Source organism: Anaerozeibacter quisquiliarum, assembly GCF_051162045.1.
In the GTDB taxonomy this organism is placed as follows: domain Bacteria; phylum Bacillota; class Clostridia; order Christensenellales; family Aristaeellaceae; genus Anaerozeibacter; species Anaerozeibacter quisquiliarum.
The window spans coordinates 1-17,472 of record NZ_JBISDI010000037.1 but is presented as its reverse complement, the minus strand read 5'-3'; the positions used below and the strand labels follow the sequence as shown (position 1 = coordinate 17,472).

The 17,472-nt window shown below is 62.2% G+C and carries 17 protein-coding genes; 12 read left to right on the top strand and 5 right to left on the bottom strand.

The features are described from left to right. Window positions 1-47 precede the first annotated feature (47 nt). The 5 genes from ACH6CV_RS14635 to ACH6CV_RS14615 all read right to left on the bottom strand — a co-directional run bounded on the left by ACH6CV_RS14635 (window position 48) and on the right by ACH6CV_RS14615 (window position 5,132). Window positions 48-881 carry a carbohydrate ABC transporter permease gene (locus ACH6CV_RS14635; protein WP_456358952.1) on the bottom strand — a complete coding sequence of 278 codons (834 nt, stop codon included), beginning with the start codon at window positions 879-881 and terminating at the stop codon, window positions 48-50. Further along, window positions 871-1,755: a carbohydrate ABC transporter permease gene (locus ACH6CV_RS14630; protein WP_456358951.1), complete on the bottom strand. Its 885-nt coding sequence runs from the start codon at window positions 1,753-1,755 to the stop codon at window positions 871-873. The genes ACH6CV_RS14635 and ACH6CV_RS14630 overlap by 11 nt, the downstream gene beginning before the upstream one ends. Window positions 1,756-1,814: 59 nt before the next feature. Next, a complete protein-coding gene (locus ACH6CV_RS14625; RefSeq protein ID WP_456358950.1) occupies window positions 1,815-2,636 on the bottom strand; it encodes a sugar phosphate isomerase/epimerase family protein in 822 nt (273 codons plus the stop codon). A 90-nt stretch (window positions 2,637-2,726) separates the two neighbouring features. Next, entirely contained in the window at window positions 2,727-3,974 is a 1,248-nt protein-coding gene (locus tag ACH6CV_RS14620) for an extracellular solute-binding protein (RefSeq protein ID WP_456358949.1), read from the bottom strand. 72 nt (window positions 3,975-4,046) lie between these two features. Then, window positions 4,047-5,132 carry a GntR family transcriptional regulator gene (locus ACH6CV_RS14615; RefSeq protein ID WP_456358948.1) on the bottom strand — a complete coding sequence of 362 codons (1,086 nt, stop codon included), beginning with the start codon at window positions 5,130-5,132 and terminating at the stop codon, window positions 4,047-4,049. Between the two features lie 251 nt (window positions 5,133-5,383). Here ACH6CV_RS14615 and ACH6CV_RS14610 point away from each other — a divergent pair, with 251 nt between their 5' ends. From ACH6CV_RS14610 to ACH6CV_RS14555, 12 genes are all read left to right on the top strand, one after another. Continuing rightward, window positions 5,384-6,910 carry a UDP-glucose--hexose-1-phosphate uridylyltransferase gene (locus tag ACH6CV_RS14610; protein WP_456358947.1) on the top strand — a complete coding sequence of 509 codons (1,527 nt, stop codon included), beginning with the start codon at window positions 5,384-5,386 and terminating at the stop codon, window positions 6,908-6,910. Between the two features lie 24 nt (window positions 6,911-6,934). After that, the gene (locus tag ACH6CV_RS14605) at window positions 6,935-7,345 is read left to right on the top strand and encodes a SoxR reducing system RseC family protein (RefSeq protein WP_456358946.1); all 411 of its coding nucleotides are present in this window, start codon (window positions 6,935-6,937) and stop codon (window positions 7,343-7,345) included. Between the two features lies 1 nt (window position 7,346). Then, complete coding sequence (gene trxA / locus ACH6CV_RS14600; RefSeq protein WP_456358945.1) at window positions 7,347-7,673, top strand: thioredoxin; 327 nt, start codon at window positions 7,347-7,349, stop codon at window positions 7,671-7,673. Between the two features lie 459 nt (window positions 7,674-8,132). Next, a complete protein-coding gene (locus tag ACH6CV_RS14595; RefSeq protein ID WP_456358944.1) occupies window positions 8,133-9,824 on the top strand; it encodes a ribonuclease J in 1,692 nt (563 codons plus the stop codon). A 314-nt stretch (window positions 9,825-10,138) separates the two neighbouring features. Continuing rightward, window positions 10,139-10,489: a YlbF family regulator gene (locus ACH6CV_RS14590; protein ID WP_456358943.1), complete on the top strand. Its 351-nt coding sequence runs from the start codon at window positions 10,139-10,141 to the stop codon at window positions 10,487-10,489. 338 nt (window positions 10,490-10,827) lie between these two features. Continuing rightward, entirely contained in the window at window positions 10,828-12,165 is a 1,338-nt protein-coding gene (mltG, locus tag ACH6CV_RS14585) for an endolytic transglycosylase MltG (protein ID WP_456358942.1), read from the top strand. Window positions 12,166-12,761: 596 nt separating this feature from the next. Next, window positions 12,762-13,478, top strand: a complete 717-nt coding sequence (sigK, locus tag ACH6CV_RS14580) for an RNA polymerase sporulation sigma factor SigK (RefSeq protein ID WP_456358941.1) — start codon at window positions 12,762-12,764, stop codon at window positions 13,476-13,478. Continuing rightward, a complete protein-coding gene (locus ACH6CV_RS14575) occupies window positions 13,438-14,301 on the top strand; it encodes a TIM barrel protein (RefSeq protein ID WP_456358940.1) in 864 nt (287 codons plus the stop codon). The genes sigK and ACH6CV_RS14575 overlap by 41 nt, the downstream gene beginning before the upstream one ends. An 87-nt stretch (window positions 14,302-14,388) precedes the next feature. Continuing rightward, on the top strand, window positions 14,389-14,691 hold the full coding sequence (locus ACH6CV_RS14570) for a hypothetical protein (RefSeq protein ID WP_456358939.1): 303 nt from the start codon (window positions 14,389-14,391) through the stop codon (window positions 14,689-14,691). Continuing rightward, a complete protein-coding gene (locus ACH6CV_RS14565) occupies window positions 14,688-15,485 on the top strand; it encodes a class I SAM-dependent methyltransferase (protein WP_456358938.1) in 798 nt (265 codons plus the stop codon). The genes ACH6CV_RS14570 and ACH6CV_RS14565 overlap by 4 nt, the downstream gene beginning before the upstream one ends. Further along, on the top strand, window positions 15,485-16,066 hold the full coding sequence (locus ACH6CV_RS14560; RefSeq protein WP_456358937.1) for a TetR/AcrR family transcriptional regulator: 582 nt from the start codon (window positions 15,485-15,487) through the stop codon (window positions 16,064-16,066). Before ACH6CV_RS14565 ends, ACH6CV_RS14560 begins: the two co-directional genes overlap by 1 nt. A gap of 326 nt (window positions 16,067-16,392) precedes the next feature. Continuing rightward, on the top strand, window positions 16,393-17,286 hold the full coding sequence (locus ACH6CV_RS14555) for a hypothetical protein (protein WP_456358936.1): 894 nt from the start codon (window positions 16,393-16,395) through the stop codon (window positions 17,284-17,286). Window positions 17,287-17,472: the final 186 nt, after the last annotated feature.

The window sequence follows — 17,472 nt, the reverse complement described above, 5'->3', positions numbered from 1 at the left end:
ACATCAAAAAGCCGACGTCCTCGCCGGCTTTGTTCTTTCGCATAGGCTCAACCCTTGATGCCCGAGGATATAAAGGCGTCGATGATGTGCCGCTGGAAGAAGATGTAGGAAATGACCACCGGCAGTGAGGCCAGCGTGGCCGTGGCCATAAAGGGACCCCAGTTATCGCCGACCTCGTAATCGGCAAACTGCTTGAGCGCGATGGTCAAGGTGCGCGACGAAGGCGAGGACAGGACCAGCAGCGGCCAGAAGTACAGGTTCCAGGCGTCGATGATGGTCAGGATGGACACCGCCGCGATAGAGCCCTTGCAAAGACCCATCATCACATGGACAAAGGCCCACCCGGAACTGGCGCCCTCAATGTGCGAGACCTCGTAATAGGCCCTGGGAATGCCCCGCACCTGCTGGAACAGGAAGAAGAAGGTGGTGGCGTTGGCCGCGTAGGGCAGGATGACCGCGCCCCATTGGTTGACCAGGCCCATCTTGCTGACCAGGATGTAGTTGGGGATCATGGTGACTTGGAAGGGAATGACCATGGTGATGATGACAAAGTAGAACATAAACGAATTCCATTTGGTCTTGTAGTACCCCAAGGCAAACGCGCCCATGAGGGCGATGAATACCTGTAACGCGAAGATGCCCAGCGTGGTGGCCACGCTGTTGAGGAGCCATTGGAAGAAGTCGTAGTCCCTGAGCACGGTTTGGTAGCTTTGAAGGGTGATCTGCCGGGGGATCAGGTTGATGCCGGCTGAGAACAGCTCCTTGGGCGACTTCAGGGAAGAGGACACCATCCACAAAAGGGGAAAGATGATGACCACCAGCAGGAGGATGGCGACCAGATTGAGCGCCGCCTGCGACAGAGAGACTTTATTATTCTTCATGGTAGCCAAAGCCTCCCATCGTGCGCATCATAACCACGGTGATGATCAAAAAGAAGATCGAGGTGAACACGGCAATGGCGCTGGCGGTGCCGATGTTGTAGTACTTGAAGGCAAACTCGTAGATCACGTAGGACAGGTTGGTGGTGGTATAGGCCGGCCCGCCCGAGGTGAGCACGCTGATGGCGGTGAAGGCCCGCTCGGCCGCGAAGATGATCGAAGTGATGACGACGTACACCGTGGTGGGCGCGAGCAAGGGCATCTTGATGCGCCAAAAGCACTGCCAGCCGTTGGCGCCGTCGATGCGGGATGCCTCTATGCAGTCCTGGGAAATGTTCAGCATGCCCGCCATGAACAGCAGCATGTTCATGCCCATGTATTTCCAGCCGCACACCGCCACCACCGAATAAAAGGCGGTGTTCCTGTCGGTAAGCCACTTGACCGGGGTGCGGCCCATGAGGGTCAGGATGTTGTTCAGTAAGCCATAGGATGTGGAGAATATCCACAGCCAGACCATGCACACGATGGACAGGGCCAGGATGTTGGGGATAAAGAACATCGTCTTGTAAAACTCTTGGGCGTGCTTGCTGCGCACGCTTAGCAGCATCACCGAGAAGATGAGCGGCAGCACGACAAAGAACGGGAACAGCCATGCGATATAGTTGAGCGTGTTCACGACGCCCTTGCTGAACATGGTCTTGGTGAACATGTTGGCGTAATTGCCCAGTCCCACCCAGGAAAAGTCGCCCACGAAATTCCAGTCCGCAAAGCTTAGTATCAGGCTGTAGACCATCGGCCAGTATTTGAACAGACCGTACGCAACAATGACGGGCAGCATCCACAGCCAAAACCCCTGGTTGCCGCGGAGGCGCGGCATTCCTTTTTGCCCCTTTGCGGTCGCCTGCATGTCATCACTCCCTCATCAAAAGTCGTCGGTCAGTCGCGGAACAGTGCGTCGACCCGGCCCATAAGCTCCATCTCTTCCTGGATGCTTTCGCCCCCAAAGAGTTCCAGCACGAATTTTCCCCGGTATCCGCCGTTGCGGATGTAATCGTGCAGCGCAGGCCAGTTCAGGATGCCGTCGTCCGGCGGGTTGTGACTGTCGCACAGGCCGTCGTTGTTGTGAATGTGCAGCGTAATCAGCTGCGATCCGGCGGCGTCCACCTCGTCGTATACGTCCGCGCCCAACAGCGGCACATGGCCGATGTCCAGGCAAAAGTCGATGCCCAGCGTGCCAAACAGCTCCTTTTGTTTGCGCAGGGTGGTGTAAATCTCCCCCGGATCGCCGCCCGGCGGGATGTCCTCGACGGCGATGCGCACGCCCCGCTCTCTGCCGTAGCGGGCGATCTCGCCGATGTAGTCCTGCACGACGGCCAGATGATCCATGGTGTAGTTGTATTCGTTGCGATCCAACGCATGCACGACCATGATGGAGCAGTCAAGCGCCTCGGCGTAATCGATGGTCTCCTTCAGCATCCGGGTGCGCAGGCGGCAAAACGCTCCGTCGTCCGCAGGCCTGTCTGCGTAATGGCGGAAAGGCCCGTGCAGCGAATGCACGCGCAGGCCGTATTCCCTCAGCCACCGCTTCACCTGGGGGATGTCCGGCCGAAGGCGGGGGTCCAGGTGCACGGTATCCGCCCAAATCTCGACATCGTCAAACCCATGGCGGTGAAGGTTGTCCAGCGCATCCTTCAGGGGCATATGCTCCAGCATCCAGGTGGACGCCGCGTATTCACTTCTATCGTAGCGAAAGCTCATGTTCGCTCGCCTCCATCTGTAGGGGGATTGGCGCGACCGTTCCGCGCCAATCCCCTCCCAATTGCGCTTCTTGGTTTTTTCGGCACCCGATCAGCCGGCCGCCTCCAGCATCATGTTGCACTCGTCCTGCAGCGCGGAAAGCGTCTCCATCACATCCGCGCCCTCCCAAAGGATCTGGTTGCGGGCATTGATCCACATGCGGTCGATCTCCATGCCAATGGAGCCGCCGGGCCAGCACTCCCATGTCACAGCATAGGGCAGGCAGTCATAGGCCGGCGCCATATGCTGGTTCTTCTCCACCTCGATGTTGGTCAGGCACAGGTAGCCGGAATTCTCCGCCCAGCCCTTCATTCCCTCACCGATGGCGTAATTGAGGAAGGACCACACCGCATCCAGCTTCTGTTGGTCGCGGGCAAAGGAGATCAGGGCCGCGCCGCCGGAGGGCAGCTTAAGGTCGTAACCCTCGAACGAGGGGGTCTTGTTGATCTTCACCTCAAAGTCGCTGTACTCGACGATGGTGTTCACCGACATGATCGAGGTGCAGTAGATCGCCAGGTTGCCGGAGGTAAAGGTGGACTGTATCTCGCTGGAGGACAGCGCCGAAGCATAGCCCTTTTTGTACAGCTCCTGCCACATGCCGATGGCCGCGACGGCGCCCTCGTTGGTGAAGTCGCACCGCTGCTTGTCCTCGGTGAGCAACTGCCCGCCGCGGGAGAACACCAACGCCTGATCGGCCCAGGCATCCTCCATGTTGTGCAACTGCACGCCGATGGCATCGGTCTTCTCCTCGATGACCGCCGCCACCTTGAACACCTCGTCCCAGGTGGTAGGGATGTCCGCTTCGGTCAAGCCCGCCGCCCTGAACAGGTCCATGTTGATGTACATGGGCATGATGCTCACCGCGTAGGGCAGGCCCACCTGCTCTCCGTTATACTGCGCAAGCGTCAGCATGCCGTCCATGTAATTTGCGTACAGCGCGTCCAGCGCCTCCTGCGAGGGGGCGATCTCGTCGATCTTCGTGGGTTTCAGCTCGGTCGCGATGTAGTTGAGCAGATTGTAACCGCCGACGAAGATATCGGGCAGGGGGTTGCCGGCGGCCGCGTCGGCGATCATCGACTGCAGCAGGGCGAAGTACTCGCCCGACTTGGCGGTGACCTCCACATGAACGCCCGGATTGGCGGCCTCAAAACCCTTGATGACTTCCGTCAGCGCCGCTTCGGTCTTGCCGCTCCAGCGATGCCATAGGTTGATCGTCACTTGCCCTTCTTGGGCGTAGGCGGCCACCGCCAGGGACAGTGTCAGCGCCAGGGTCAAAACCAGGGTCGTAACCTTTCTCATATCTCTCCCGCTCCCTTCAGATATATCCCTATCCCTCACCCTCGACGGGCGGAATACAGATTCATGGGGCCGTCAACGCCCGCCTTCCTTGCCCAAACAGCTTTGGCGCTCCACCAACTCGGGCTGGCAGAAGTAGTACATGTACCCGCTGGACGGCGCTTTCTTGTGGGACATATCCCACAAGATCTTGGCCGCGATCTCCCCGATCTCCATCCCCCTGTAGGTCATGGAGGTTAACGGCGGACTCATGCCGACGCAGTCGTGCGTATTGTCAAAGCCGATCACGCCGATGTCCTGCGAAACGCGCAGGCCGCTGTCCTCGATGGCCCGGTACAGCATCTGGCACTCCGCGTCGTTTATGCCGAACACCGCGTCGATTTCCTCCTCTGAGGCGATCAACTCGCGCATGGTCCGGTACGCGCTCTCCTCACCGTCCGGGCAGGTGGACAGGATGAGCCTGCGCCGTACGGGCAGGCCGGCCTCCATCAGCGCGCTGATGTAGCCTTGGCAACGGTCGTTGCACACAGCGCGGTTGTGCTGGGCGGTAGCCGCGAAAGCGATGTTGCGGTATCCGCGCCCGATCAAATGCCTGGTGGCAATGTAGCCCCCGTAAAAGTTGTTGACGGAAACCACGGGCGCGTTGATGTGGGGGATGGTCCGGCTGCAAAAGACCAGCGGCACCTTGGCTTCAACCAACCGCCCGTAGACCCGGTAATTCACGCCGGCGTCCTCGCTGACCACGGGAATCATTATGAACCCCGATACCGGCGAAGCCTGCAGCCTGCGGATATAGTTCTCCTGCTTGTCAATGTCGTCGTCCGAATTGCATAAGATCAGGTTGATGCCCTTGGACTCGGCAAAATTTTCAATCGCGCGGGTGATCTCGACGAACACCGTCGTCATCACATTGGGAAGGATCAGCCCCCAGTTTTCGGTCACCGGCACGGTCTTCTCGATCAGGGCGTTGATGTAGGTGCCGCTGCCTTTTTGCGCGTACAAAATACCTTCGCGCTCCATCTCGGCGATCGCCTTGTCCAGCGTCATCCGAGATGTATCCAATCGCGCGCACAGCTGATGGCGAGAGGGCAGCTTTTCCCCGGGATGCATCTTGACCACCATGTCCATCAGCATCCGCTTGATTTCCTTGTATCGCAGCATGGCTTCCTCTCCGACACTGGTATTGATCAGGCAGCACCTGCCCATATTATAAGGCAAACCCTCCGATAGCGCAATTACTTTACAGATTTTAAGGCACATTTGACTAATTTAAGGCAACTATGCGAGTTTCACACCCCAAGCGCATCACCGTAGGAAAAATAACAACGCCTTCCGATGCGCGACGACACCGCTTGCGATTGAAATTCCCCTGCTGAAATGGTACAATAAGCGGCGAATCAGGGGGATGGGACATGAAGAACACGACCTACTACATCGAGCGGTTGATCGCGTTTGCGGTCGATCGAGCGCTGCTCGAACGCGAGGACTGGGCTTACGCGCGGAATCTGCTGCTGGACGCGATGGGTTTGGACGCGCCCGAGGCGGCCGAAGCCGACGACGCGCCGCTGCCGGACACGGTGACCGGCATCATCGAGCCGCTTGCGCGCGACGCCGCGGCGCGCGGACTGATCGAAGATACGGCCGACGCGCGCGGGCGCTTCGGGGCGCGGCTTTGCGGGCTGATTACGCCCGCGCCTCAGGCGGTGCGCGAGCGGTTCCGGGCGCTTTACGAACGCGAAGGCGCGCGGGCGGCGACCGATTGGTTCTATCGGCTGTGCCGCGCGTGCGACTACATCAAGGTCGATCGCATCGAAAGCAACGTGCGCTTCGTCGAGGACTCGCCCGCAGGGCCGCTCGAGATCACGATCAACCTTTCGAAGCCCGAGAAGGACCCGCGCGACATCGCGGCGGCGCTCACGGCCCCGCGGCTTTCGTATCCCGCCTGCATGCTGTGCGTCGAAAACCCGGGCTATGCCGGGCGGCCCGGCTTCCCCGCGCGCCAGAACCACCGGATGGTGCCGCTGACGCTGCACGGCGAGCGGTTCTACCTGCAATACTCGCCCTACCTGTACTACGACGAGCACAACATCGTGCTCAGCGACGAGCACCGGCCGATGGCGATTGGCCGCGGCACCTTCGCGCGGCTGCTCGAGTTCGTCGACCGGTTCCCGCACTACTTTCTGGGCTCGAACGCCGACCTGCCGATCGTGGGCGGCTCGATCCTGTCGCACGACCACTTCCAGGGCGGCGCGCACCGGTTCCCGATGGACGCGGCGGGCGCGCTCATCCCCCTCGCCGGTTCCGATCCGCGCGTTCAGGCCGAGATCGTCGACTGGCCGATGAGCTGCGTGCGGCTGTCGGGCGAGGACGCCTCTTCGCTGATCGACGCGTCGGTCGATATGCTCGACGCCTGGCGCGCCTACTCGGACGAATCGCTCGGCATCCTCGCGCACACCGACCAGCCCCACAACACCATCACGCCGATCGCGCGGCGCGAGGGAAATCGGTACATCGTCAACCTGGTGCTGCGCAACAACCGCGTGAACGCCGAGCACCCGCTGGGCATCTTCCACCCGCACGCAGACCTGCACCACGTCAAAAAGGAGAACATCGGCCTGATCGAGGTGATGGGGCTGTTCATCCTGCCGGGCCGGCTGATCGGCGAGCTTCATGCGGCGCGGGACTACCTGACCTATGCGCGCGCCCTCGGAGACGCGCCGGGCCCGGACGAGCCGGTCGCCAAGCACTACGCCTGGATCCGCGAGATCGCGCCTGAGCGCGCGCTGCGCGAGGACGAGGCCGACGCGCTGATCCGGCGCGCGCTGGCCGAAAAGTGCGCGCGCGTGCTGGCCGACGCCGGGGTGTACAAGCGGGATCAAGCCGGCCGGGCGGGGTTCCTGCGGTTCGTCGGCGGGTTGGGGTACCGCGCAATTGTTTGATGAAGTCAAAAAAGGGGTATTATGATGGATAAGACCGCTGTCGTCGTACGGGTAGATGGGAAGCTGATGGCCGAGCTCACGCGCTCCGAGGCCTGCGCCAAGTGCGGCGCGTGCCAGCACGGGCGGCAGGAGTCGCTTCGGTACCCGCTGCCGGACGGCGATTACCGCGAGGGCGACGAGGTCGTAATCAGCCTGCCCGACGATAACGCGTTCAGGGCGTCGGCGCTGGCCTACGGCATACCGATCGTCTTCCTGCTGCTGGGACTCGCGCTGGGCATGGTGTTGGGGCTTCCCGACCTCGCCCAGGCCGCGCTCGGGCTGTCCGCGCTGGCAGCGAGCTTCTTTGTGCTGAAGGCGCTCGAGCCGCGGCTCAAGCGCAGCGGCCGGTACGAGCCGAAATTTTGCAACGATCAAGATAAACGGGGGGAATATTGACATGGTGAAGCACTTTACATCGAAGGACCTTACGCAGCAGGCGCTCGCGGGACAGGGCACGGTGCTGGTCGACTTCTGGGCGCCCTGGTGCGGCCCCTGCCGCATGATCGCGCCGATCATCGAGCAACTGGCCGGGGAGTATTCAGGCCGCGCCGCGGTGGGCAAGCTCAACATCGACGAGGAGCAGGACGCGGCGGTTAGCTACCGCGTGACCAGCATCCCCACGCTGATCCTGTTTAAGGACGGCGTCGAGCAGGAGCGCATGATCGGCGCGCGCGGCAAGGAAGCGCTCGAGGAACTGCTGGATAAGTATTGCTCCGTCGTGTAAAGCTTGCCGCAAAGCGACGGGAGGTTCTTTCGTCAGACAAGGAAAGACGCCGCGGGAATACCGGGCGTATTTCAAGGCGGTCTGACGCAGTATGGCGGGAAAAGACCCGTCGCGGCTGGAAAGGTTTTCCCGGCGGATCGATCGTGTTAACATTTAGGGCGGCCGGTATGGCGGTGTTCAAATCCTTACATTGCCGTGATATACTGGCGGCAGTAGATTGCAGGGTAGGCCAAGCAAAAGCGCCGGCAATTGCGGCGCTTTTTGCGTGGGCTTGCGCGTGGGTACCATCTGATTTCCACATCTGAGGCGTCGCACGTTGCGGGACGGGGGCATGTTGGTCCCAGGTTCCGGGTCGCCCTAGGTGGGATTTCAAAGCGTCCACAACGGTTCTACACCATGACAGGAAGAACCCTTGTTTTCGTGCGTTCAATTCAGGCAGTCGACTGGAAGGAGGCCTTTATGGCGACAAGGAGCAAAAGCAAAAAAACAGACAATGAAAAGCGGCTGCGCATCATCCCGCTGGGCGGGCTGGGCGAGGTCGGTAAGAACATGACGGTGTTCGAGTACGGCGACGACATCATCGCGGTGGACATGGGTTCGATCTTCCCCCGCGAGGATATGCCGGGCGTCGATCTCGTGATCCCCGACACCACCTACCTGACGAAAAACGCGTCGCGGATCCGGGCGTATGTCATCACGCACGGCCACGAGGATCATATCGGCGCGTCGCCCTACATCCTGCGCAACCTGCCCGCGCCCGTATACGGCACGCGGCTGACGCTGGCGCTGGTCGAGCACAAGCTCAAGGAGCACCGGGTGAACGGCATCCAGCTCAACGTGATCCAGCCCGGCGACAGCGTCAAGATCAGCGACTCGTTCGAGGTGGAATTCCTCAAGGCCAACCACTCGATCGCCGGCGCGGTGATGCTGGCGATCAAGACGCCGGTGGGCACGGTGATCCACACCGGCGACTTCAAGGTGGACTACACCCCGATCGACGGTCAGGTGACCGACCTGGGTCGATTGGCCGAGCTCGGGCGCGAGGGCGTGCTGCTGCTGCTGGCCGATTCCACCAATGTGGAGCGGCCCGGCTACACGATGAGCGAGCGCACCGTGGGCGAGACGTTCATGAACCTGTTCGGTAAGGCGCCCGGGCGCATCATCGTCGCGATGTTCGCCAGCAATGTGCACCGCATCCAGCAGGTGGTCGACGCGGCGGTGCGCTACAACCGCAAGTTCTGCCTGGTCGGGCGCAGCATGCTCAACGTGTCGAAGGTGGCCATGCAGCTGGGCGAACTCAAGATCCCCGAAGGCCGGCTGATCTCGGTGGACGACCTCGACCGCTACGACGACGACGAGATCGTGGTGATGACCACCGGCAGCCAGGGCGAACCGATGAGCGGCCTGGCGCGCATGGCGTTCGCCGAGCACCGAAAGCTCGAGGTGCGCAAGAGCGACATGGTGATCGTGTCGGCCACGCCCATCCCCGGCAACGAGAGGTCGGTGTCGCGTGTCATCAACCAATTGGTGCGCAGCGGCGCGAACGTGATCTACGAGGCGATCGAAGACGTGCACGTCTCGGGCCACGCCTGCCGCGAGGAGCTCAAGCTGATCCACACGCTGGCGCACCCGAAGTTCTTTATACCGGTGCACGGCGAGTACCGCCATCTGCACCAGCACGCGGATCTCGCGATGTCGCTGGGGCTTCCGGCCGAGCATGTGCAGATCATCCAAACCGGCGACATCATGGAGGTCGGCACGAAAAAGCTGGGCGTCGTGGGCACCGTGCCCAGCGGCGAGGTGCTGATCGACGGGCTGGGCATCGGCGACGTGGGCGCCGTGGTGCTGCGCGACCGCAAGCACCTGTCGCAGGACGGGCTGCTCATGGTCATCATGGCGGTCGACCGCAACTCCGGTATGGTGGTATCGGGCCCCGACATCATCAGCCGCGGGTTCGTGTACATGCGCGAGGCCGACGCGCTGGTCGAGGGAACGCGCAGCGCCGCGAAAGGCGTGCTCGAGTCGTTTGGGCGCATCGATCCGAGCGACTGGAACCATGTCAAGGGCGACGTGCGCGAGGCGGTGCAGAAGTACATCTACGACAACATCAAGCGCTCGCCGATGATCCTGCCGGTGATCGTGGAGATCTAGGCCGCGCGGGTCCGGCTGCATGAATCGATTCCGGATCGGGGCGCATCCGGCCGCGCCCGGTGGGCGTGGGGGGAGGGTGCCGGCCCAATGAGCAAGCGGGCAGCCGGCCCGAACGGGCTGGGACGACCGTTGCGGATTGAGTGAGGGCAAGCTCGCCCCTTGCCGGAATCCACAGGCACCGGCGGAGCCGGCACCTATGATTGAACTTGGAAGGCGTAGACCGAACCTCCCAGGGTTTCCGGTGGGGATTGCCCTGACGGGGATTGAACCAACCGCCGACGCAATGCGTCGAAGGACAATGAGGGGTTGATCTCATGAATGTATACGACCAGGCGCATGTGCTGGCGCGCGCGCTGCGCGAGTCCGAGGAGTTTCAGGAATATCAGCGGCTGCGCGAGACGGCCTACGAGGACGCGACCAACAAGGCGCTGCTCGACGAATACAAGCGGCTGCAGTTCCGGATGCAGGCGCGGGTGGCGTCCGGCCAGCGCATGGACGAGGACGACCTCAAGCGCATGCAGCAGATCGCCTCGCTCCTGCAGTTCAATGCCGACGCGTCGGCGTACCTGCTGGCCGAGTTCCGCTTCCAGAAGCTGATGGCCGACCTGTACAAGATTCTGGCCGACGTGGCGGGAATCGACCTTGACATGCTGACGCAAGGCTAGGTAACCGCCGATCAAATCCCACGCGCGGTGGCGGCTGCCTTTCCGCCATCTTGCGCCTGCAGAATCCTTGACGTAGCGCCGCTACGCCTTCAGATTTTGCAAGCGCAATCTGACGAAAATTCAGCGCGCCACCGCACGCGTGCTTTAATCAGCGCTTACCCAGGTAACCGTCGATCAAATCCCGCGCGCGCAGGCGGGTTTTCCGCTCGCTCGTTCCGGCAAAACGCCGGACGCAGAGCGTTGCGTCAGGCAAAGGGCGACGCAGCCCGGCGGAAATAGATCGGGTCAGATCGCGGGGAGCAGGCTCCGCAGGCACTTAACGACGGAGGAAGTAACCCATGCCCAGAAACCGCAGTCCCTACGGCCGACGCCACGAAACCGACCGCTACACCCAGAGGACGCTGCACCGCGACCGCGAATTTGGGTTTTACTGGTACGCCTGGCTGTGGAAGGCGGCGAGGCCTTTGCTGGTGCTGCTATGCTCGCTGGTGGTGGTGCTGGGCATCTTTGCCAGGGGCTGGACGATGGTCAACGAGCGCCTGCTGATGGCGGTTCAGCCGGGGAGTGCCGACACCGTGGATTTTGTGATCGAGAAGGGCGACTCGGCGGCCAAGATCGCGCTCAACCTGGAGGGGCAGCAGTTGGTGCGCAACCCGGCGATCTTCCGCTACATTGTGCAATTTCGCGGGCTGACCAGCAAGCTGCAGGCCGGCAACTACCCGCTCACGCGCGGCATGACCGTGTGGGATGTGGTCGACAAGCTGACCGAGGGCAGCGCCAGCAACGAGCGCACGATCACCATCATCCCCGGATGGACGATCGACGACATCGCGCGCTACTTAAACCGCCAGGGCGCGGTTAAGGGTGAAGCCGAATTTCTTGCGCTGGCGAACGACGGCGAGCGCTTCAAAGACACCTCTTACAGGATGCAGGACGCCGCCCAGAAGGGTACGATGGAAGGCCGCAAGTACCAGCTCGAGGGCTACCTCGCGCCCGACACCTACCGCGTGTACAGCAACGCCACCGCCGAGGACATCGTCAAGCGGCTGCTCTCGCAGACCGACAGCGTGATCGACCAGGTGTTCACCGAGCCGCCGCCGATCGAGGTGGTGCGCGACGAGGCGGGCAACATCGTGACCGCGGATGATCCCGAGGAGGATGCGGACGCCGAAGGCGAGGAGGCCGAGCCGGCGGAGGAGATCCCCTTCGCCACCACGCTCGACCGGGAACAGACGATCATCCTGGCCTCGATCATCGAAAAGGAGGCCGGTCGCAAGGCCGATTACAGACGGGTGTCCGCCGTGTTCCACAACCGGCTCGAGAAGGGCATGCGCCTGGAATCGGACGCTACGGCGGCCTACCCGCTGGGCATCCGCCGAATCGTGCTGACCGCGGACGAGTTGATGTCGGCCAACGGCTACAACACCTACACGCGCGACGGTCTGCCGATCGGCCCGATCTGCAACCCGTCGAAGGCCGCGCTTACCGCCGCGCTCTACCCCGACACCGACTACATCTACGACGGCTACCTGTACTTCTGCGCCGGCGACCCCGATAAAGGCGAAACCGTGTTCGCAAAAACCAAGGATGAGCACCAGGAGAATGTGGCCAAGTACCGCGAGCTGTGGGTGCAGCACGACCAGCGCCAGGCCAGGGCTGAGGCGGAAGGGAATTAAGGCGGCGCCGCGCAATCCCCCCGCGTACACGTTCTTTGTGCGGTGTTGCCTTAAGTCAAACAAGGGGCTGCAGTGCCATGCAAGGCGCGGCAGCCCCATTGCGTTCGCATCCCCGCAGGGCGGCCTTCCCCCATTCCCCTTCTCGGAGGGGTGCCCGCGGGCGGGGTGGTGGACCTGATGGCAGGACTTCGGTTTTACGGGACGGGTACGGACTCGTCCGGCAAGAGCGGGCCATGCCGTCGGCATGACCCGCCCTCTGGGCATCGGGAACACCGCGCCGCCGCGGCCCGAACTCAGCCGCGTTCCTCGTGCCCGGGCACCGGATACGGCGCGCGGGATTGCGGGGGGGTGTTGGCGGCCCCTCACGTAATTCGCAATGGCCGTCCCACGCCGTTGGCGTGGATGCTCGCATGATGCTCTTCAGCATTGCCTGTTCATTGGGCCGGGCCGCCCAACCCCCGCCAAAGGGCTGTGCCCTCTGGACGATCATGACCGCTCACGCGGGGGAATACGCCGTTGCGACCTCGTCATAGCATGATAGGGCAGTCTTTGCTGCGCAGAGGGATTTTCTCTCCGCGCGGATCGGAGGGGTCCCCATGCTGACGGCCCTGATCGGCCTACTCGACTCCATCTTCCTCCTGATCGCCCATGTGTCGGGCCGCTCGTCGTTTCCGCAGCCGCTCTCCGCCGAGGAGGAAAGGGCGGCCATCGAGCGCATGATGGCGGGCGATACCGCCGCCGCCAAGACGCTGATCGAGCACAACCTGCGCCTGGTCGCGCACATCGCCAAGAAGTACCAGCGCTCGGGCGTGGATATGGACGATCTGGTTTCGATCGGCTCGATCGGGCTGATTAAAGCCGTTTCATCGTTCAAGCCCGAAGCGGGCAAGCTGACCTCGTATGCCTCGCGTTGTGTTGAAAACGAGATCCTGATGGCGCTGCGCGCCGGCAAGAAGCGAAAAGGGAGCCTTTCGCTCTCCGAGCCCATCGGGGCCGACCGCGAGGGCAACGAGGTGATGCTGTCGGACATCCTGGGCACCGATTTCGACCTGGTGCCCCGGCAAGCTGAGGTCAACATCGAATCGGCCCGCGCGATTTTGCTGCTCTCTCGGGTACTGGACGCGCGCGAGCGCACGGTGATCGTGCTGCGCTACGGCCTGCTCGGCGGCGCGCCCCGCCCGCAGCATGAGGTGGCGCGGGAACTGGACATTTCCAGGAGTTACGTATCGCGCATCGAAAAGCGCGCGATCGAGAAATTGAGGGAAGCGTTGAATGGAACAGAAGACCCGGTTCGGCCCGGCGGGCAGCAGTGACCGGTTTCACGAGGAAGGCTACAAGTCAAGCGTAGACGCCCCGCGCTGGCTGGCCACGCAGGGGCTGACGGCGTTCGAGTACGCGGCCGGGCGCGGCGTGGCGCTCTCCGAGACCACCGCGCGCGCGATCGGATCGGCGGCGGCTTCGCTGGACGTAGCCATGTCGATCCACGCGCCCTACTACATCAACTGCGCCTCGCCCGAGCCCGAGAAGCGTGAGAAGGCCGAGCTATACCTGCTGGACGCCGCGCGCGCCGTAGGCTTCATGGGCGGCGAGCGCGTGGTGTTCCACGTGGGCTCACCCGGCAAGCTGCGCCGCGCCGAGGCCAACCGCCTGGCGCGTCAAACCGTGGCCCAAGCGCGCAAACGCCTGGACGCCGAGGGCCTCCGCCACATCTTCCTATGCCCCGAGACCATGGGCCGCGCGAGCCAGCTGGGCACGCTCGAGGAGACGCTTCAACTGTGCCTCTCGGACGAGCGCCTGATCCCCACCCTCGACTTCGGCCATCTGCACGCGATCGGCCAGGGCGCGCTGAACACAGCGGGCGACTTCCGCCGCGTGCTCGACGCGCTGTTGAAGACGCTCGGTGAGGCGCGCGCCCGCACCTTCCACGCCCACTTCAGCCGCCTCGAGTTCACGAATAAGGGCGAGAAGCGCCACGTGACCTTTGCCGACGAAGGGTACGGCCCGGATTTTGCCCTGCTCGCGCCTTTGCTCGTCGAATACGATCTGACCCCCACGATCATCTGCGAATCCCGCGGCACCCAATCGGACGACGCGCTGGCGATGAAGGCGCTGTACGAGCGGGCGTTGGACGCGTAATATTCCTTTTTCTCTTGACAGGGCGGCCGGAGCCATATATACTATACATACTAAAACATACTTTTGGTTCATTATGGAAAAGGGTCTATGAAGAAGATCAACTCCATCGGATATGGGCATAAGATCGCCGGGCTGGCCGGGTGCTTGCTTTTGCTCGCTCCGCCGCTTGGATGCATTGCCTTGCTGTCCTTGGCGGTGTTGCTCGGCATTGAGTTTCATCAAGACAGAGCAATCGACCGGCAATACGACGCAGTCAGGAAGACGAAGACGGCGCTGGGCAGCGGGGCGTATGAATGCCAGCGCTGCGGCAACAGGACAGTCACCGGCTCCGATCGGTACTGTAACATCTGTGGGATGACATTCACGCCCGAAAGGAGCAATCCCCTATGACCGCCGCGAACATACAAGCAGCCGTTTCACAGACGCTGTTTATCCCATTGGCCGCGCGCGCCTTGGAATCCCGGCGAGATGACCCCGTGATTCTGGACGACAAAGCGGTTGAAATCATGGCACGGCTTGATGCGGATGCAATCGCGGACGGCGGATTGATTTGCGCGCATGGCATACTGGCCCGCACAAAGGTGATCGACGATGAGATCAAGGGGCTGCTCTTGGAAAAGCCCGACATCGCCCTGATCAATTTGGGCGCGGGATTGGACACGCGGATATGCAGGGTAGACAACGGCCTTTTCAAATGCTTCGAACTTGACCTGCCCGATGTAATAGCGCTTAGAAGGCAATTCTTCGCGGAAGATGAGCGGATACGCTTTATTGCCGCATCGGTGCTGGATGATGCTTGGGCGCGGGCGCTCGAGGGCATAGATGCCTGCGAAACGGTCATCATCGCGGAAGGGTTGCTCATGTACTTCCCGAGTGAAGATGTCCGGAAGATCTTTCACCTCCTTGCCGCGCATTTTCCGGGCGCGCACATGTACTTTGACGTCGTCCACAGCTTCTTCGTGGGCAAGGGCATAAGCGGTGCGTTTCAGTGGGGGCTGGACAAGGCCAAGGACATTGAACGCATGAGTCCGGACATCCGCTTGGTGCGCTCGTGGAGCACGGGGGATTTGCTGAAGCGGCGTCAGCCCTTCCTGTTCAGGATCATGAACATCCTGCCTTTAACGAGAAACAGGAGCCAAATTCTGCACGTTCAATTCGGCGAACAGTCAGGGATGGTGGAATGATGCCCCGCTTCAGCGAAACGGAGAAGGAGAACATCCGGCGCAGGCTCTTGACAGAGGGCGAGCGGTTGTTCGCGGCGTATGGCCTGAAGAAGGTGACCATCGACGACATCGTCGGCGCCGTCAACATCGCGAAGGCCACCTTCTACACATTCCATGACAGCAAGGAAGCCCTGTATCTGGACATCGTTCAGGGGATCCAGAAGGAAATCTTCACGCAGCTCGAAGCTCTCTTGGAGCGCAATGCCGATCTACCCGGCGCAGACCGCGTGCGGCAGGCATTCGGTCTGATGGCACGGCTTATGTCTCAGCGCCCCATCCTCGCACAAGTCAGCCCCTCTACCGTCGACCTCATTGCGCGAAAAGTATCGCCCGAACGCACGGCGGCCTACGCGCGGCAAAACACCGACGCCGCAAAGTCCCTGCGGGATCACGGCGTTCGGTTCACCTGCGATACAGAAACCGCCTCCTATGCCTTTCAGGCGCTGTATCACAGTTGGCTATTCATGCGGGAGAGGGATGCAGAACAGACAGAAGCCGTAATACGGATTATGCTCGACGGGATTCTAAGCCAAATCCTATAGGCATCGAGGACTCTGCGGTAAAGCTCATGCGCATCGAAGCGCTGTGCGACACCGTCTGCGAAATGGACGCGGGCCGATTGACCGTCGTGCGCTGACCTGGGCAATCGCCGATCAGATCCCACGCGCGCAGGCGGCTGCCTTTACGCCATCTCGCGCCTGCAGAATCCTCGACGCGGCGCCGCTACGCCTTCGAATTCTCAAGCGCAATCTGACGGAAAATTCAGCGCGCCACCGCACGCGTGCTTGAATCAGCGCCCACCTTGGGCAAGCAGCATGTTTTGTCGCGCAGATCAAGGTAAATTGCGCTCCAAGGAGGCGATTTTGCGATGGTCAGGGTTGCGTTTGATGCCGCTCGCGCGCCATCGAGCAGCGGATTTCTGGTGGCGATGGGCGGGGATCACCGCGCGGAGCGGGTGCTGTTCATGCCGCCGCCGGGCTACGGAGGCGGCGGGGCGCTGGGCTTTGTGAAGCTGGGCGGGCCGGGCCAGCCGGCGGTCAAGAAGGCGCTCGCCTATGACGCGGCGCTCGGCGGCTACGAATGGCTGGTGGAACGCGCCGAGGTGCGCGCGGTGGCGGGGATCGCCGCTGTGATGGCGCAGTTCACGCTGGAGTCGCGCGACGGCGAGGAGTGCGTCTGCTGGGAGAGCCGGGCGTTTCCGATCGCGGTCAACCCGACGATCGAAGCGGACGCGCTGCTCGAAACACAGCAGCCGGTCTACCTGCTGGAGTTGGATATGCGGGTGGCCGCGGCGGTCGCGCGGGCGGAGGCGGCGGCGCAGGCGCTTTCGCAGCCCGCGGCCGAGGCTGAAACGCTGCCGAACGGAGCGGCCGCGACGGTCGCGGTGGACGCAACCGGCGGCGCGGTCACCTACCGCTTCGGCCTGCCGCGCGGCGAGAAGGGCGACAAGGGCGACACCGGCTCGCTCGACGACAACGCGCAGTTGCAGATGCGGCAGATTACGGGACTTGCGGGCGCGCTGGACGATCTGGCGACCGGCCTAGCGGCCAAGAGCGACGCCGGCCACGCCCACGCCGAGTATCTGACCGACGTATCGGGCAAGCTGGACCTCGCCGGCGGCGCGATGACCGGCGCGCTCGTGGCCGGCGGCGCGCAGCAGCTTGTGTCCTGGCAGGCGCGCAACATCGCCGCGTCGGAAACCGACCTCGAAGCCGGCGTCAGCCCGCTGACGACGGGGCGCATCTACCTGCGGTACGAGTGAGCGGGGCTTGCCGAACGCAAACAAAAACCCGCCCATTATTGGGCGGGTTGCTGTGTCATTAGGTCAAAATAGATGCAGCTTTTGTATGGATAAAGCTATGTGTCATCAATAAACCTTGAAAATAGTTCATTTCAGCTGTTTCAAAATCGTATAGCGCTTATTTGAAAAAACACTAATAAAAAGCTC

Coding starts and splice junctions, on each gene's coding strand:
- ACH6CV_RS14635 (WP_456358952.1), bottom strand. CDS start 881: ATGAAGAATAATAAAGTCTCTCTGTCGCAGGCGGCGCTCAATCTGGTC.
- ACH6CV_RS14630 (WP_456358951.1), bottom strand. CDS start 1,755: ATGCCGCGCCTCCGCGGCAACCAGGGGTTTTGGCTGTGGATGCTGCCC.
- ACH6CV_RS14625 (WP_456358950.1), bottom strand. CDS start 2,636: ATGAGCTTTCGCTACGATAGAAGTGAATACGCGGCGTCCACCTGGATG.
- ACH6CV_RS14620 (WP_456358949.1), bottom strand. CDS start 3,974: ATGAGAAAGGTTACGACCCTGGTTTTGACCCTGGCGCTGACACTGTCC.
- ACH6CV_RS14615 (WP_456358948.1), bottom strand. CDS start 5,132: ATGCTGCGATACAAGGAAATCAAGCGGATGCTGATGGACATGGTGGTC.
- ACH6CV_RS14610 (WP_456358947.1), top strand. CDS start 5,384: ATGAAGAACACGACCTACTACATCGAGCGGTTGATCGCGTTTGCGGTC.
- ACH6CV_RS14605 (WP_456358946.1), top strand. CDS start 6,935: ATGGATAAGACCGCTGTCGTCGTACGGGTAGATGGGAAGCTGATGGCC.
- trxA (WP_456358945.1), top strand. CDS start 7,347: ATGGTGAAGCACTTTACATCGAAGGACCTTACGCAGCAGGCGCTCGCG.
- ACH6CV_RS14595 (WP_456358944.1), top strand. CDS start 8,133: ATGGCGACAAGGAGCAAAAGCAAAAAAACAGACAATGAAAAGCGGCTG.
- ACH6CV_RS14590 (WP_456358943.1), top strand. CDS start 10,139: ATGAATGTATACGACCAGGCGCATGTGCTGGCGCGCGCGCTGCGCGAG.
- mltG (WP_456358942.1), top strand. CDS start 10,828: ATGCCCAGAAACCGCAGTCCCTACGGCCGACGCCACGAAACCGACCGC.
- sigK (WP_456358941.1), top strand. CDS start 12,762: ATGCTGACGGCCCTGATCGGCCTACTCGACTCCATCTTCCTCCTGATC.
- ACH6CV_RS14575 (WP_456358940.1), top strand. CDS start 13,438: ATGGAACAGAAGACCCGGTTCGGCCCGGCGGGCAGCAGTGACCGGTTT.
- ACH6CV_RS14570 (WP_456358939.1), top strand. CDS start 14,389: ATGAAGAAGATCAACTCCATCGGATATGGGCATAAGATCGCCGGGCTG.
- ACH6CV_RS14565 (WP_456358938.1), top strand. CDS start 14,688: ATGACCGCCGCGAACATACAAGCAGCCGTTTCACAGACGCTGTTTATC.
- ACH6CV_RS14560 (WP_456358937.1), top strand. CDS start 15,485: ATGCCCCGCTTCAGCGAAACGGAGAAGGAGAACATCCGGCGCAGGCTC.
- ACH6CV_RS14555 (WP_456358936.1), top strand. CDS start 16,393: ATGGTCAGGGTTGCGTTTGATGCCGCTCGCGCGCCATCGAGCAGCGGA.